The 14251-nt window shown below is 61.2% G+C and carries 17 protein-coding genes; 9 read left to right on the top strand and 8 right to left on the bottom strand.

Annotation, left to right across the window (positions count from 1 at the left end):
- The first annotated feature begins 42 nt into the window (after positions 1–42).
- Entirely contained in the window at positions 43–297 is a 255-nt protein-coding gene (locus OCK01_RS05210; RefSeq protein WP_263822975.1) for a hypothetical protein, read from the top strand.
- A gap of 29 nt (positions 298–326) precedes the next feature.
- Here the strand turns inward: OCK01_RS05210 and OCK01_RS05205 are convergent, their stop codons facing one another.
- A complete protein-coding gene (locus tag OCK01_RS05205; protein ID WP_263822974.1) occupies positions 327–995 on the bottom strand; it encodes a hypothetical protein in 669 nt (222 codons plus the stop codon).
- A gap of 208 nt (positions 996–1203) precedes the next feature.
- Here OCK01_RS05205 and OCK01_RS05200 point away from each other — a divergent pair, with 208 nt between their 5' ends.
- The 3 genes from OCK01_RS05200 to OCK01_RS05190 all read left to right on the top strand — a co-directional run bounded on the left by OCK01_RS05200 (position 1204) and on the right by OCK01_RS05190 (position 2078).
- Positions 1204–1542 carry a hypothetical protein gene (locus tag OCK01_RS05200; RefSeq protein ID WP_263822973.1) on the top strand — a complete coding sequence of 113 codons (339 nt, stop codon included), beginning with the start codon at positions 1204–1206 and terminating at the stop codon, positions 1540–1542.
- A gap of 37 nt (positions 1543–1579) precedes the next feature.
- On the top strand, positions 1580–1825 hold the full coding sequence (locus tag OCK01_RS05195; RefSeq protein WP_263822972.1) for a hypothetical protein: 246 nt from the start codon (positions 1580–1582) through the stop codon (positions 1823–1825).
- Positions 1826–1892: 67 nt separating this feature from the next.
- Positions 1893–2078: a hypothetical protein gene (locus OCK01_RS05190; protein ID WP_182829476.1), complete on the top strand. Its 186-nt coding sequence runs from the start codon at positions 1893–1895 to the stop codon at positions 2076–2078.
- Positions 2079–2137: 59 nt separating this feature from the next.
- On the opposite strand, the gene OCK01_RS05185 is transcribed toward OCK01_RS05190, so the two are convergent.
- Positions 2138–2317 carry a hypothetical protein gene (locus OCK01_RS05185; RefSeq protein WP_263822971.1) on the bottom strand — a complete coding sequence of 60 codons (180 nt, stop codon included), beginning with the start codon at positions 2315–2317 and terminating at the stop codon, positions 2138–2140.
- 128 nt (positions 2318–2445) lie between these two features.
- Here OCK01_RS05185 and OCK01_RS05180 point away from each other — a divergent pair, with 128 nt between their 5' ends.
- Positions 2446–2733 (top strand): BON domain-containing protein, encoded by a 288-nt coding sequence (locus OCK01_RS05180; protein WP_263822970.1) that lies wholly within the window; start codon positions 2446–2448, stop codon positions 2731–2733.
- A gap of 51 nt (positions 2734–2784) precedes the next feature.
- On the opposite strand, the gene OCK01_RS05175 is transcribed toward OCK01_RS05180, so the two are convergent.
- The gene (locus OCK01_RS05175) at positions 2785–3348 is read right to left on the bottom strand and encodes a DNA-3-methyladenine glycosylase (RefSeq protein ID WP_263822969.1); all 564 of its coding nucleotides are present in this window, start codon (positions 3346–3348) and stop codon (positions 2785–2787) included.
- A 374-nt stretch (positions 3349–3722) separates the two neighbouring features.
- Between OCK01_RS05175 and glgA the strand changes: the two genes are divergently transcribed.
- The gene (gene glgA / locus OCK01_RS05170; RefSeq protein ID WP_263822968.1) at positions 3723–5195 is read left to right on the top strand and encodes a glycogen synthase GlgA; all 1473 of its coding nucleotides are present in this window, start codon (positions 3723–3725) and stop codon (positions 5193–5195) included.
- Between the two features lie 100 nt (positions 5196–5295).
- Here glgA and OCK01_RS05165 read toward each other — a convergent pair whose 3' ends face one another.
- The 3 genes from OCK01_RS05165 to OCK01_RS05155 form a co-directional block, all read right to left on the bottom strand.
- The gene (locus OCK01_RS05165; RefSeq protein WP_263822967.1) at positions 5296–5796 is read right to left on the bottom strand and encodes a hypothetical protein; all 501 of its coding nucleotides are present in this window, start codon (positions 5794–5796) and stop codon (positions 5296–5298) included.
- A 138-nt stretch (positions 5797–5934) separates the two neighbouring features.
- The gene (locus tag OCK01_RS05160; protein ID WP_263822966.1) at positions 5935–6534 is read right to left on the bottom strand and encodes a TetR/AcrR family transcriptional regulator; all 600 of its coding nucleotides are present in this window, start codon (positions 6532–6534) and stop codon (positions 5935–5937) included.
- A gap of 261 nt (positions 6535–6795) precedes the next feature.
- On the bottom strand, positions 6796–7893 hold the full coding sequence (locus tag OCK01_RS05155; RefSeq protein WP_263822965.1) for a PRC-barrel domain-containing protein: 1098 nt from the start codon (positions 7891–7893) through the stop codon (positions 6796–6798).
- Positions 7894–8299: 406 nt separating this feature from the next.
- Between OCK01_RS05155 and OCK01_RS05150 the strand changes: the two genes are divergently transcribed.
- Entirely contained in the window at positions 8300–8800 is a 501-nt protein-coding gene (locus OCK01_RS05150; RefSeq protein WP_263822964.1) for a ferritin-like domain-containing protein, read from the top strand.
- 331 nt (positions 8801–9131) lie between these two features.
- Positions 9132–10979, top strand: a complete 1848-nt coding sequence (gene treZ / locus OCK01_RS05145) for a malto-oligosyltrehalose trehalohydrolase (RefSeq protein ID WP_263822963.1) — start codon at positions 9132–9134, stop codon at positions 10977–10979.
- A 4-nt stretch (positions 10980–10983) separates the two neighbouring features.
- Here treZ and OCK01_RS05140 read toward each other — a convergent pair whose 3' ends face one another.
- Positions 10984–11205 carry a hypothetical protein gene (locus OCK01_RS05140; protein ID WP_182828691.1) on the bottom strand — a complete coding sequence of 74 codons (222 nt, stop codon included), beginning with the start codon at positions 11203–11205 and terminating at the stop codon, positions 10984–10986.
- A 130-nt stretch (positions 11206–11335) separates the two neighbouring features.
- Between OCK01_RS05140 and glgX the strand changes: the two genes are divergently transcribed.
- Complete coding sequence (glgX, locus tag OCK01_RS05135) at positions 11336–13414, top strand: glycogen debranching protein GlgX (RefSeq protein ID WP_263822962.1); 2079 nt, start codon at positions 11336–11338, stop codon at positions 13412–13414.
- 46 nt (positions 13415–13460) lie between these two features.
- Here the strand turns inward: glgX and OCK01_RS05130 are convergent, their stop codons facing one another.
- Complete coding sequence (locus OCK01_RS05130; RefSeq protein ID WP_263822961.1) at positions 13461–14174, bottom strand: helix-turn-helix transcriptional regulator; 714 nt, start codon at positions 14172–14174, stop codon at positions 13461–13463.
- Positions 14175–14251 lie beyond the last annotated feature (77 nt).

Raw genomic sequence — 14251 nt, 5'->3', positions numbered from 1 at the left:
GCCTCAACCGTCCACGATCTACGACAAACACGGAGACGAAGCATGGCCCGCAAGGAGAATGCCGAAGCCGCCGCCGCGCCCATCCCCGATGATCAGCCGACGACCGCGCGCGACGCCGAAATCTCGGAAGCCGCCGTGGATGGCGCGCTTCAGGAAGCGGACGGTTTGGTTCTGCCGGACATCAGCGAACTCGAAAGCGAAGGCGCGACCCAAGCCTTCGCCGTTCCTTTGACGCCGCCCTTCATGCAGGACGACGACGCGGACGAGATGGACGGCGAAGACCAACAGCGCGGCTGAGGCTCTGCGCCGACACCGCTCCTGCGACGTCAGTTGATCAAGCGGTGTTCACCGATCCCGGTGGTTTCCAGCAATGTCACCAGCCATTTTTCGACGGGCACATCGGCGGGACAGTTGTCGATCTCTTCGATCGCTCGCTCGAGCGCACGCTCGACAAGCGTTTCGGCGGATTCCTCGGTCGGTGTGATCTGTCTCGCCCGCTGGCGAAGCAGCGGCAGAAGCGCGAGAAAGTCGCGTTCGGCGCCGGATGTGTCCTGTTCCGTATTCTTGGCTTCCGCTTCGGCCTTCTCCAGCGCGCGCCGGATGACGGGCCAAGGGGCCGGCTTGGCTACGCGAGCGGCGTCGCGATAGGCTTCCGGCACGATCGCGCTTTCGTATCCCGTATAGAAAATATAGGGAATATTCCGCTTCACGAGTTCGGCGGCGAGATCGAAGGCGATATGGCCGTTCAGGTTGAGGTCGAGGATTGCGGCAGTAATATCCCGATCTGCTCTGAGGGCGACGAGAGCCTCTTCAACGCTCGTATAGGGACCCGACACTGCATAACCGTCCGCAAGCGGCTCAGACGCCAGTTGCTCGCCGATAATATAGTCGTCTTCCAGCACAAGAAGTTTCCTGCCGGGAGTGGACGTCCTGGCCGACTTGGCGCTACGGCCGGAAATGGGGAGCGGATGGGCGGAGTCCGCAGTCTCGCGCACGTCGTTCGCTCCATGGTTTTCGCCTGATGTCCGTGCTCCGGCCAATCTCGTTTCTCCTGCGAAGCATGCGCCGTTCTCAATCAGACCATGGCATATTATGGGTGTTCGTCTGGCGCAAAGCTAGTGCGATTTATGCGATGGTTCGAATTTGTGCGGGGAACGTTTATCCCCACGGTTTGGTTTCCCCCAGGCAACAGGGAGAAACGACATGTCATCTCTTGCCATTTTGAAAAGGTTCGCCGCGCCGGCGGCGGCCAGCGTCGCGCTGTTGACGGCTGGGGCCGCCGCACTGGCGCAGGATGCGAAGCCGGCCGCCCAAAGAGAAAACTGTCAGGTCCGACCGGATGGACAGGCGGCTCCCGCACAGCCCCTGACCGAACGTTTGCAGGACTGCAACAGCGTGCTTCAACCCAAGGGGCTGGGAGATCCGGACATCGTGACGGTTCCGCCCAAGGTGAATGATCCCATGGCGATCAAGCCGCAGCCGCCCGTCGCGCCGGCCGACCCAGGCGTCGGCGGTTCAAGCGCCACCCCCGGCTCTCCGTAAGAACTTCGACGCGCGTTCCACAATAGAGGATGACGAAATGAATGCGGATGAACTGGAAAGACGATTGAACGCCCACCGTGAGGTGCTGACCACGATCGTGGCGGCGCTGGCCGGCAAGGGCGAAGTCGATATTCTGGACGACCTGAGGCCGGACACCCTGTTCATGAACGGGCAGGAAGACCCCGGCGTGCTGCCGAGCAGCGCCTTCGCGCTCGAACAGGCGCATGCGGACGAGATCAAACGGATCGTCGACGCTGCGCGACAGCGCGTCGAGAAGCGTTGACGTCCAACGCGCCGGGAGGGAACAACCATCCCCGCTCCGTGTTAGTCAGACAGGAAGGAGATATGCGATGTTGAAATACGAACCACTCTCTTCGTCCCCTGAGCCGGGCTCGCAACCTCCCGAGCCGGATGTGATGCCGCCGCCCGTGTGGAAGCCGGATCCGCCGATTCAGGAGCCGGAGCCCGATCGTCTTCCCGACGAGGAGCCCCTGCCCAATCCCGACGAAACACGCGCGCCGCCGAAACAGGTGTAGACTGTCGCGGCGACGCGGCATCATCGATTTCGCGTGCCGCGTTCGTCATAGTTTACGTCTCAATCGCCCGGGCCTTTCTTCTGGCCCGGGTTTTTCGCGTCTGTGGCGTCTTCCTGTCCGGTAATGACCGTGGGTTTGGCGCTCGCCACGCCGCTCGCCTTGCGGTCCGCCTGACTTGGCGCGAACTGTCCCTCGGCGTCTTTGCGGATCTTGCGCAGGTCTTTGTCGGTCTGTTCCATGGTGGTCTCCCTGGGTTTTCCTCAAGAACCGCCGAATGTGGGAGAGGTTCCCGTCCATTTGGGCGGGGAGGGAACCCGAAGCGCGCGCTTACTGTTGTTGTCGACAACGACGTCAAAGGAGAAGCCGCATGGTGTTCAAACCCCAGACCTTTCATGGCGATACGCCTGAGATCGACGAGCCCGCCGGCTCCGCCGGAACCGAGGCGCGGGTGGCCGACGCGCTTGCCCGCGCCGCCGATCTCGACGCCACGCAGGTGTCGGTGACGGAAGTCGACGGGGCCATCGTGCTCGGCGGGATGGTGCTCTATCCTGAGGAAGTGGCGATCGCCGGCGATATCGCCGAGCGTGTCGGCGGTCTGCCCGTTCGAAACACAATTCGCTGTCAGAGCGAAACGCCGCGCGGCGCCAGATCTTGAGTCGCAGACCGCAGCCGCTTGTCTTCGACGGGCGATCGCTTCGCTCTGGTGCTATGATCGGAACGGCTTGCTCAGATAGGGCGAATTCCGGACGCCGAAGCGGAGCAGTTCCTCCGCAGCTTTGGTGATGCCGATGCGGGGCCCGATCACCATATCGGGTCGTGCGGGGCTCGTCCGGATTTCGAAGGGAAAACCTATCATCTCCGTCCCGTCTTCCGCGCCCGTGACGCCGAGCGCTTCGGTAAGGCGGCCCGGACCCGCGCAGAGTAGCCGGTCAGGTAGGCCGCCGCGGCGTTCGCGCATGGCGTCCAGCTTCTCTGTGGGGGCGAGGGCGCGGATCAGCACTGCGCTCGCCGGTTCGCAGACCGCATTCAGGCACCAGTGCATGCCGTATGAGCGGTAGACATAGGCGAAACCAGCGGGGCCGAACATCGCGCCGTTGCGCGGCGTCCGGCCGCGATAGCTGTGCGAGGCGGGATCGTGGCGATGATAGGCTTCCGTCTCCACGATCACGCCGCCAGCACCGCGAAAAAGAAGAGTCATTCCAAGAAGATCTCGCGCCACGCTTTCGGCCGGTCGATTGAAAAAGTCTCTGTCGCGGAGCACTGTCGTCATGTTTCGTCACTCTTGGCGAACCCAACGGAAGCTGTCTTCCCTAACGTCAGAATATTGTATTTCGCAGACTTGAACGACAAACTTGACGAGTATGGATTCGGCCATGTCTTTGCTCCGTAAGTGATGACGAAGATTGGTTTGATCATAAGCGAACATCCATCCGAATTACTTCCCACCGTCAAAAATATTTTAATAACTTCAATCTGATGATAATGTCTGCGGCACGGCCTCTCCGACAAAATGGACATGATTCGGCGATAGGGGAGGAACCGGAAAAGCCCAGCGAAGTTGTAGTGGATACCAGATATCATTTTTGGAACCTAGCCGGGGGGCCGCATGCCGCAGAGATCAGCACCCATCAGTGGGAAACGTCCATGAAAATCCTGTCCGTCACTTCTGAGGTTTTTCCCTATATCAAGACTGGCGGGCTCGCGGATGTGACTGGTTCTCTCCCGAAGGCCTTGAAGGTGTTCGGCGTCGACTCCATTACCCTTGTGCCTGGTTATCCCGTCTTCGATACGCTGCTGGCGGCGCAACCGCCGCTGTTTCGGTTCGACGAAATACTCGGCGAGGACGCCGCGCTGCATTTCGTGCAGACGCCGGACGCCGCTCTGTTCGTGCTGGATATTCCCGCGCTTTATCGCCGTCCCGGCGGCCCCTATGTCAACGAGCATGGCGTCGATCATCCCGACAACTGGAAGCGGTTCGCGGCGCTGTCGCTCGCCGGCGCGCTGATCGCCAATGGCGAATTGCCCGGCTGGAGCCCCGACCTCGTTCATACGCATGACTGGCAGTCGGCGCTGACCTCGGTTTATATGCGCCATATGGGCTGCGATAAGCCGGTCGTGCTGACGATCCACAACATCGCTTTTCAGGGACAGTATCCGGCGGCGCTCCTGCCTTATCTTCATCTGCCGCCCAGCGCGCTCAGCGTGGATTGCCTGGAATATTACGGCGACATCTGCTTCCTCAAAGGCGGACTGATGACGTCGGATCTCATCACCACCGTCAGCCCGACATATGCGCGGGAAATCCTCACGCCGCGTTTCGGCATGGGGTTGGACGGCGTGTTGCGCCATCGCCGCGAGGATATGCGCGGCATCTTGAACGGCATCGACGAGGATGTCTGGGATCCCGCGACCGACCCGCTTCTGCCGCAGGTTTTCGATGTCGACAGTCTCGACCTCAAGGCGGTGAACAAGAAGGCGCTCAATGCGCGGCTCGGCCTGCATGACGACGATGCGCCGATCTTTTCCTGCATCAGTCGCCTGACCTGGCAAAAGGGCATGGACATGGTGGCGTATGCCGCCGATTATCTCGTCTTCAATGGCGGCAAGCTGGTGATCTGCGGCAAGGGCGATCCCGAGATCGAGGCTATGCTGCAGTCCATGCAGGCTCGTCATCCCGGCCGCATCGCCGTCAATATAGGCTATAGCGAAGAGCTCGCCCATCTCATCCACGGCGGCTCGGACGCCATCATCCAGCCTTCGCGCTTCGAGCCCTGCGGGCTGACCCAACTCTACGGGCTGCGCTATGGCGCGATCCCCGTCGTGTCCCGAACCGGCGGACTGGCCGAAACGGTGATCGACGCCAACGACGCCGCCATGAACGCCGAAGTCGCCACCGGCTTCCAGTTTCATCCGGTCACCACCGACGGCCTCTGCCACGCCATTCGCCGCGCCATGGATGTTTACGCCGATCCCCTCCAGTGGCGGCAATTGCAGACCCAGGCGATGAAGGCGCGGTTTTCGTGGGAGCGCAGCGCCGGCAGATACGCGGCGCTGTTCCGCAGCCTGGTGAGCCGCTCAGGGGCGACAGGGTTCGAGATGCGGCTGGCGGCGGGGTGAGGCGGCTTCAGCCACGTGTTGAATCTCGGCGACGTCTGTTCGGTGCCGCGGCTGTGTGACCATTTTCGGTGTTGTATGACTTACTCTCCACCTTCGTCCGTTAATCGGACTGAGGCAGCGCTTGCCGTTTTGCGTTCCGCGCCAGAAAGAAGAATTGGACGACGACTCCCACGATAAACATCGCTGCGACGATCTCGAGCGCCGCCTTCAACACCGGGGAATTCTGGTCGGCGGCAATCGGATGGCCGTCCGGAACTCGGCGCAGAGTTTCGGAAACGGACGGAACCATCAGCAGAAATACGGTGACGCTGAGAAGAAGGGTTTCAACGTATTTTTGGAGGCGTCCGAGGAAAGTGAGCCGGTGGGCGGCATAACCGGCTATGAGACAAAGCAAAGTGACGATGGCGATCGCCGGGCTTATCGGCGCTTTGGCGACCAGAAAGATCGTCAGACTTCCGATCAGCATGCAGATGAAGTAGATGCGCCCGGCAATGCTGTCCGGTTTTATCCGCCCGAACCTGACGATCATGTACAAGGCGGCGGGTATGGCGGGAAGGCTTCCCAGAGTGTGGATCCATCCAAGCGTCGTAATTCCAAACATCATGGTTCCTTTCGCGTGATTTATCTGGCCGATACCGGCCCGTTTGGGTCAAAGGCCTGGAAACAAGGCTTCCATCCTACTAGTTGGTAGCCAAGCCGGGCGCGCTATTGCGACGCCGCGTCCGGCGCTGGCGCTCTGTCACTGTTGCGTAGTGAGCTTCGCGACTTTGACGTGGTCTAACGCCGCTGACGCTATCATGGAAAACTTCCCCGCATCCCCGTAAGTCCGCGCCGACAGCATGGCCCCATGGATGACCGCCATGAACAACTCCGCTTCATCACGAGGGGTATGTCTGAGGTGAATGAGACCTTCTTTCGAGGCGCGCTCGAATACTCGTGTCAGCCATCCCGACAGAAGATGGAAATATGCCTTGACCTCGATGGCGACGTCCGACGGCAGCAGAGGCAACTCACTCGCCAACAAGGCGCAGACACAAAATGGGCGACTTCCTTCCTCGATGCACTCTGCCCAATGGCCGATGAAAGCCTGCAGTTGTTCGATCGGGTCTGTGACGTTGCGCTCAAGCATGTCAAAGGCCGTCTCGGCATCCTGGCGATATCGTTTGACGAGAGCCAGAACCAGATCAACTTTCGTGGGAAAATGATGGTGGATGCTTGCCTTGCGGATGCCGACGATCTCGGAAATGTCCGCATAACTGAAACCATTGTAGCCGCCGGAGACGATCAGCTTTTGCGCGCTGGCGAGGATGTGCTCGAAATTGGACAGAATGTTGCTCATGCCGAATGTCTACCTTCTAGTAGGGAGCCTGTCAAACCAAAACGGTCATGGTCGCGGGCCCGGTTGGAGAAGATGATCGACTGCATCGGCTTGAAAGCGCCGCGTCCCGGCAACGCCGCGCGCCCGGGCTTTAACAACACATCGCTTCTAGGGATCAAGGAAGCACTGACGGCGGGCAGCGCGACACCCCCTTTATAGAAGCAGCAACAAAAAAAGGGCCGCCTCGCGGCGACCCTTCGATATCGAGATCCAAGGCCGATGTTACTTGGCGGCGGCCTTGTATTCCGGCTGAGCCTTCAGCGTGTCCTTGTTGGCGTCGATATAGACGCGGACATCGTCACCCTTGGTGTTGCGCATGATGTTCAGCTCTTCCGGGCTGACGGCGATTTCACGGGCGCCGATGCCGAGGAAGCCGCCGACGTCGAGCACGACGTCCTGGATCTGGCCCTGCTCGTTCATGACGAGACGATTGATCGTGGCGACGTCTTCATCCTTCGGTCCATAAACCGTCGCGCCCTGCAGCTTTTCAGCGGTCAGTTCGGTTGGCTGTGCGGTCTCATAGCCATCGCGGGTCACGGTCGGTGGGGTAAGACGCGTACGATTGTCGGTCATCGCCGTGTCGGTCGCATTTTCGGTGTTGGTCGAAGCCGTGGTCTGCATGTCCTGCTGGGCTGCGGCGTCGGTCTGCGCCTGATCGGCGGCCGGCGGCGTGGCCGTGGCGGGGGTGTTGGCGGCCTGGGTGTCGACGCCCGAATTCATGCCGGTGTTGTTGCCGTTTGCAGCCGTCATGTCGGTCGAAGCAGCGCCGGTCGCCGCCGGGGCAGTCGCGGCCGGTGCGGTCGCCATGGTGTTGCCGGTCGCGTCAGCCGCCGGAGCGTTGGACGCGGTTTCTTCCGGAGCCGTCCAGGCCGGAGCATCGTTCAGCGCCTGCTTGTTGGCGTTGATCACCAGGAAGTAGTCATCGGCGCCGTCGCCGTTCTTGACGAACTTCACCTGGTCCATCGGGACGGCGACGTTCTTTTCGCCGATGCCGAGGAAGCCGCCGACGCCGAGAACCACGGCCTTGACGTCGCCCTGACGATCCATCAGCACTTCGTTGATTTCGCCGACGTCATCCCAGTCGCGCTCGGCGCCCGGCTGAACCGCCTGATCGGCCGCCATGGCCTGCTCTGTCGCATAAATGCGCTGACCGATGAATTCGGACGCACGCACATCATTGGGGCCCGCCTGGTACGAGCTGAACTGCATCGACTCGCCAGTGGTCGCGGCGGGGGCCGTGGTCGACTGGTCCGAGGACTGTGCAAAGGCGCTGCCGCCCATTACGAGCACGATTGCCGTCGTTGCCAAAAAGCTTTTCATCACGCGATCTCCTTGAGTTAAACTTTATAGTTCGTGTTCATGCTGCCGCATTTACTTTGAACTTTCGGCGCGCCGTAGCGTGTCGCCGTGTCCCAGAAACTGCTCGCGACGGGAAAGGTTCCGATGATCGGCCGATTAAACCGATGTATCGGCCCTCAACCTCACGTGGAGAATTTCTTGTGAATCTTGCTCACATTCAGGAACTTTCCCGATGCAGCCTTCGTTTGGGGCCCGCGTGACGCGATGCCTTTCTTCTTACGCATATGTGAGAAGGGCGCGCGAACGTGACGCGACAGGATGCGGTTCGGAGGTTGACGCCTTCGCCGCAAATGGGCGGAGTTTGGCGTTTCAAAGATTATATCCAATCTCTCTCCCTCAATGGAAACTATTCCCTAAGGAGAAAAACATGGCTCAGAAAATGCTCGAAGATCTGTTCTACGACACGCTCAAGGATATCTATTATGCCGAGCGCCAGATCCTCAAGGCGCTGCCGAAGATGGCGCGCAGCGCCAACGACCCCAAGCTGAAGCAGGCTTTCGAAAAGCATAAGGAAGAAACCCAGGGCCAGATCGAGCGCCTGCAGCAGGTGTTCGAGCTGATCGGCAAGCGCGCCCAGGGCAAGACCTGCGAAGCGATCCAGGGCATCATCGCCGAAGGCGAAGAGATCATGGACGAATTCAAGGGCGCCCCGGCGCTCGACGCCGGCCTCATTTCCTCGGCCCAGGCGGTCGAGCATTATGAGATCACCCGTTACGGCACGCTTCGCACCTGGGCGAATCAGCTCGGCTACAAGGACGCCGTCAAGCTGCTCGAGATGACCCTGGAAGAGGAGTCGCGCACCGACGAGGACCTGACCAAACTCGCTGAAACCGCGGTCAACGCGGCAGCTCAGCAGAAGGCCGCCTAAGGCTATTCGATCGGATCCCGGCGCAATTTGCGCCGGGGTCCTTTTCGGCCCATGATCTGGGTTCGCGTGAGACACGCCGCGAAGATGCGCCCATACTGCTGTTGCTACGCAGTGCCATCAGCGGGCGCCCGCCGTTTGGTCGATTTCTGACATCGCTCACCATGTGAGCGTTCTATCCAACACGGTACCCGCAACTAATCCTCATTGTCCGTTAAGTTTCAGGTCCGGTTGGCGATCGCGAACCCCGCGTTGCCTAGGGCGGCTCAAAATACGTCTCGTTTCCGGAACGACCTCGCGCGCTCGAAGTTTCCCCAAGACCGGAGGTTACCAGATGACGCCAGACCAGACGACGCAGCCCACCGAGGACACTTCATCTCACCGAAGCGAATATCGCGTCGATCCCCATAGCTGGGGCGCCAATTATATCGGGGCGGGCGAAGTCCTGTTTCGTCTGTGGGCGCCGGATGTGGCGAGCATGACGCTCCGCCTCGACGGCGCCGACGAGCAGATGACGGCGGCGGGCGACGGATGGTTCGAGCTTTTGGCGACGGGCGTATCCGCCGGCGCGCGCTATCAATTCGTGCTGCCCGACGGCTCCGTGGTCGCCGATCCGGCGTCGCGCGCGCAGGACGGCGGCGTATACGGTCCGTCGATCGTCACCGACCCTGCCGCCTATGCCTGGGGAGACGCCTCCTGGACCGGTCGTCCCTGGGAAGAGGCCGTCTTGTATGAGATTCACATCGGCGCATTTACCGAGGAGGGCACGTTCCGCGCCGCCATCGGTCGGCTCGCCGATCTCGCCGCTCTCGGGATCACCGCCATCGAAGTGATGCCGGTGGCGGAATTCGCCGGCGAGCGCGGCTGGGGCTATGACGGCGTGCTGCTCTATGCGCCGCACCACAGCTATGGCGGGCCGGACGATTTCAAGGCTTTCGTCGATGAGGCCCACCGGCAAGGACTGATGGTGTTTCTGGATTGCGTCTACAATCATTTCGGCCCGGCCGGCAATTCGCTGCCGCTTTATGCGCGCTCCTTCTTCGACGCCGAACGCGATACGCCCTGGGGCGCCGGCATCGACTTCTCGGAGCGGCCGGTGCGCGACTTCTTCATCGAAAACGCGATCTACTGGTTGACCGAGTTCAATATCGACGGCCTCCGGCTCGACGCCGTGCATATGATCGAGGACCAGACCGACGCGCATTTCCTGACCGAGCTCGCCGCCCGCATCCATGCCGAATGCCCCGGCCGCAAGCGGCATCTGGTGATGGAGGACAGTTTCAACAGCACCATCTTCCTGAGCGGCGATCTGCCTGCGAACAAACGCCACGACGCTGCTTGGAACGACGATTTCCATCACGCCATGCACGCCTTTGTAACCGGGGCCGGAACGGGCCATTTCGCCGATTTCGCCGATCGTCCCTTCGAGATGATGGCGGCGACGCTCGCGCAGGGTTATGTGCGCACGCTCGAGCCGGAACTCGTCTATGAAGGGCATTCCATGCCCGCGCCCGCCAGCCTCAGCCCGACCGCCTATGTGCATTTCCTGCAGAACCACGACCAGATCGGCAATCGCAGCTATGGCGACCGATTGCGGCAGCTGGAGCGGGGGGAACTCTATGATCTTCTGACGTCGATCCTGTTTCTGTCGCCGCAGATACCGATGCTGTTCATGGGTGAAGACTATGGCGACACACAGCCGTTCCTGTTTTTCTGCGATCATGAAGGCAGGGTGGGCGAGGAAGCGCGTGAAAACCGCATCCGGGAAGGGATCGCTTTCGCCACCTTGACCGAGGGTGAGCGGCCGGACGATCTCGTCGACCCCAATCTGCCAGAAGCGTTTTCATCGTCGAAAATCGTCTGGAGCCGCCGCGAGGCGCCTGAAGGACGGCGACGGCTGGAGCAGGTGAAGGCTCTCATCGATCTTCGCCGCCGCTTCGTCATACCGCATCTCATCGATATCGGCCGCGGGGCAGGCCGGCTTCTGCTCGGCCAGAGCGGCCTCCTGGCGATCGACTGGCGGCTGAACGGCGCAGTGTTGCAACTGCGCGCAAATCTCGGCGAAGAGGCCGCGCGACTGCCGGCGACCGAGGGAGACATCTTTCACCGACATGGCGCAGATCGTGCCGAGGACGGCGCGCTCTCGCCGTTGTCGGCGTTGTTCGCCATCACACCGACTTAGCCGTTCAAGGACGCCCGTTGGTGAGATCGGCGCCGTTGATCGACGCCGGCACGCACATCTGCTGATGGCATGGTTTCGGCAGCGGCAGATCGATCGCGTCGGGCGCGAGAAATCTTGGCTGAACAGGCGGCGTGTTGCGCCGGATTTCGATCTTGGTCAGCGTCCAGGCGAGACGCGGGCTGGCTGCGTGACGTCCGGTGCGGTGCTGAATGAAGCGGATGGTCATGATCTTTCCTCCTCTGATCCACAAGGTACAACAGCCTCGGGCTCTCGTAGGTTCCGCTCCACAGCGTATGACCAAGGAACCAAAGCGATGCCTGTCCGTTGCTGGTCAGCTTCAGGAAAAGAGGGCGACCATGGATATGAAGGCGGATCAATTCACCATCGAGACCGGACACGGCATGCGGCTCGGCGCCAATGTCGAAGAGGGCGGAGTCAATTTCGCCCTATTCTCGGCGCATGCGGAAAGCGTCGAGCTTTGCCTGTTCGACCCCACGGGATCGATGGAGATCGCGCGGCTGGCGTTGCCGCAGAACACCAACGAAATATGGCACGGCTTCGTGCCCGGTCTGCAGGCGGGCGCGCTGTACGGTTATCGTGTCCACGGTCCTTACGACCCCGAAAACGGCCATCGTTTCAACGCCAACAAACTGCTCGTCGATCCCTATGCGCGCGCCTTCCACGGCGATCTCGTCAAGTCGGATGCGCATTTCGCTTATGACCTCTACGCCGAAGACAAGGATCTGACCTTCGACAGCCGCGACAACGCGCCGGAGATGGTCAAATGCGTGGTCGTCGATTCCAAGGCGGGCAGACGGCCAGGCAATCGTCCCCTCATTCCCTGGGCCGAGGCAATCGTCTATGAAACGCATGTGAAAGGCTTCACCAAGCTCAATCCCAAAATTCCCGAAGAGCTGCGCGGCACGTTCGACGGTCTCGGCCACAAAGCGGCGGTGGACTATATCAAGGCGCTCGGCGTCACCTCGGTCGAGCTTCTGCCGATCCATGAATTCTTCGACGACTTCCATCTGATGGACAAGGGCCTCACCAATTACTGGGGCTACAACACTTTCGGCTTCTTCGCCCCGGCCTCGCGCTATTTCGGCCCACGCGGTCGCGAAGGCTTCCGCGACATGGTGCGCGCCTATCACGACGCCGGCATCGAGGTGATCCTCGACGTGGTCTACAATCACACCTGCGAGGGCAACGAGCTCGGGCCGACCTTCTCCTTCAAGGGCATCGACAATTTCTCCTACTACCGCACGCTGCCCGACCAGCACCGCTATTACATCAACGACACCGGCACCGGGAATACGCTCAACACCTCGCATCCGCGCGTGTTGCAGATGGTGATGGATTCGCTGCGCTACTGGGTCGAGGAGATGGAGGTGGATGGTTTCCGCTTCGACCTCGGCTCCATCCTCGGCCGCGAGCCCGACGGCTTCGATCAGCGCGGCGGCTTCTTCGACGCCGTCACCCAGGATCCGACGCTTGCGCGCGTCAAGCTGATCGGCGAACCCTGGGATATCGGCCCCGGCGGCTATCAGGTCGGCGGCTTTCCGCCCGGCTGGGCGGAATGGAACGACAAGTATCGCGACAGCGTGCGCGAATATTGGAAGAACGACGACGGCAAGGCGCAGGATTTCGCTTCGCGCCTGCTCGGCTCCGGCGACATTTACGACCAGCGCGGCCGCCAGCCGTGGTCGAGCGTCAACTTCATCACCGCCCATGACGGCTTCACGCTGCACGACCTCGTCGCCTATAACGAGAAGCACAACGACGCCAACGGCGAAGACAACAATGACGGCCACAACGACAACCGCAGCTACAATTACGGCGCGGAAGGCCCCACCGACGACGAAGGCGTCAATGCGGTGCGCGAACGGCAGAAGCGCAATTTCCTCGCCACGCTGTTTTTGTCGCACGGTACCCCGATGCTGCTGGCCGGCGACGAGATGGGCCGCAGCCAGGGCGGCAACAACAACGGCTATTGCCAGGACAACGAGATCAGCTGGCTTGCGTGGGAGAACCTACCCGCAACCTGCGGCACCTTGCTCGACTTCACTCGCAAGGTGATCGCGCTGCGCAAGAGCCAGCCGCTGTTTCATCGTGAAAACTGGCGTGACGGCATGGCGGTCAACTGGTTCAATCAGGATGGCGGCCAATTGATGCCCGAACAATGGGAGTCGGAGAATCCTCTCTGCCTGCATCTCGGCCGCGACGATCTGGTCGACGACGAGGCGCTATGGTCGCATAGTCTGATGATCTTCAATCCTAAGCCGGAGCAGATGGAGTTCCAGATCCCGGATATCGGCGGCTTTTCCTGGCGGCTCGAACTGACCACCGAGGATGACGCCCGTCGCGGAGAAGAATTCGCGCCCGGCCATCGCTTCGAAATGGACGAACGCTCGATGGCGGTGTTCCGCCGGGTGTAACCCATCTTGATTGCCACGCCCCCGTCCATCCCGACGGGGGCGTTTTTTATGTCGAGACAGGACGATCGGAAGCGGGCTGGTTGATGCGCCAGCCGGCGATCCACGCTGCTCGAAGCCGGTCGCCCTGTTTCAAGAAATAATCGCCTGTCGGCGAACAGGATTCCAGGCGGTCCATCCGGAAATTGCGGATCGCCTGACGTAACTCGCACCATGCGACGACGACGGCGGCGCCGGCATAGTAGATCAGCGCCAGCGGCCAGACGGTGCGCGATGTCCTGACGCCGGCTTCGTCGCGATAGCCGATCGATAGTTTTTCCTCGTCGCGTATGGCCGTGCGGATCGACTTGAACTCCGCCCCCTCCGGCGCCGGCGCGCTTCCGCCCCAGGCATGCAGCGCCCTCGACGTCATCGCCTGGCGCAGCGGCTCCGGCATGGCGGCCGCGATTTTTGCGACGACCCGTTCCGAGGCTTTTTGAAGATCGCGATCCCCCGTTCGTTCGATCAGCGCCATGCCCAGCACGATCGCCTCGGTTTCCTCGACGGAAAACATCAGCGGCGGCAGATCGAAGCCGGGACGTAAAATATAGCCGATGCCGCGTTCGCCGGCGATCGGCACCCGCATCGCCTGGAGCGCCGCGATATCGCGGTAGATCGAGCGAACGGTGACTTCCAACTGTGCAGCAATGTCTGCGGCCGTCACCGGCGCTCTCGACACTCTCAAAATCTGGATGATCTCGAACAGCCTTGACGCTTTGCGCATCGATTCCGCCTTCACTCCTGACACGTCGCTGTCAGTTGGACTGGAGTATAGCACGCCGCAACAGACTGGAAAGTCTG

It is taken from the genome of Rhizobium sp. TRM95796, from assembly GCF_025779995.1.
Lineage (GTDB): Bacteria > Pseudomonadota > Alphaproteobacteria > Rhizobiales > Rhizobiaceae > Rhizobium_E.
The sequence above is the reverse complement of the archived record's forward strand: the minus strand, read 5'-3'. Positions and strand labels throughout refer to the sequence as shown.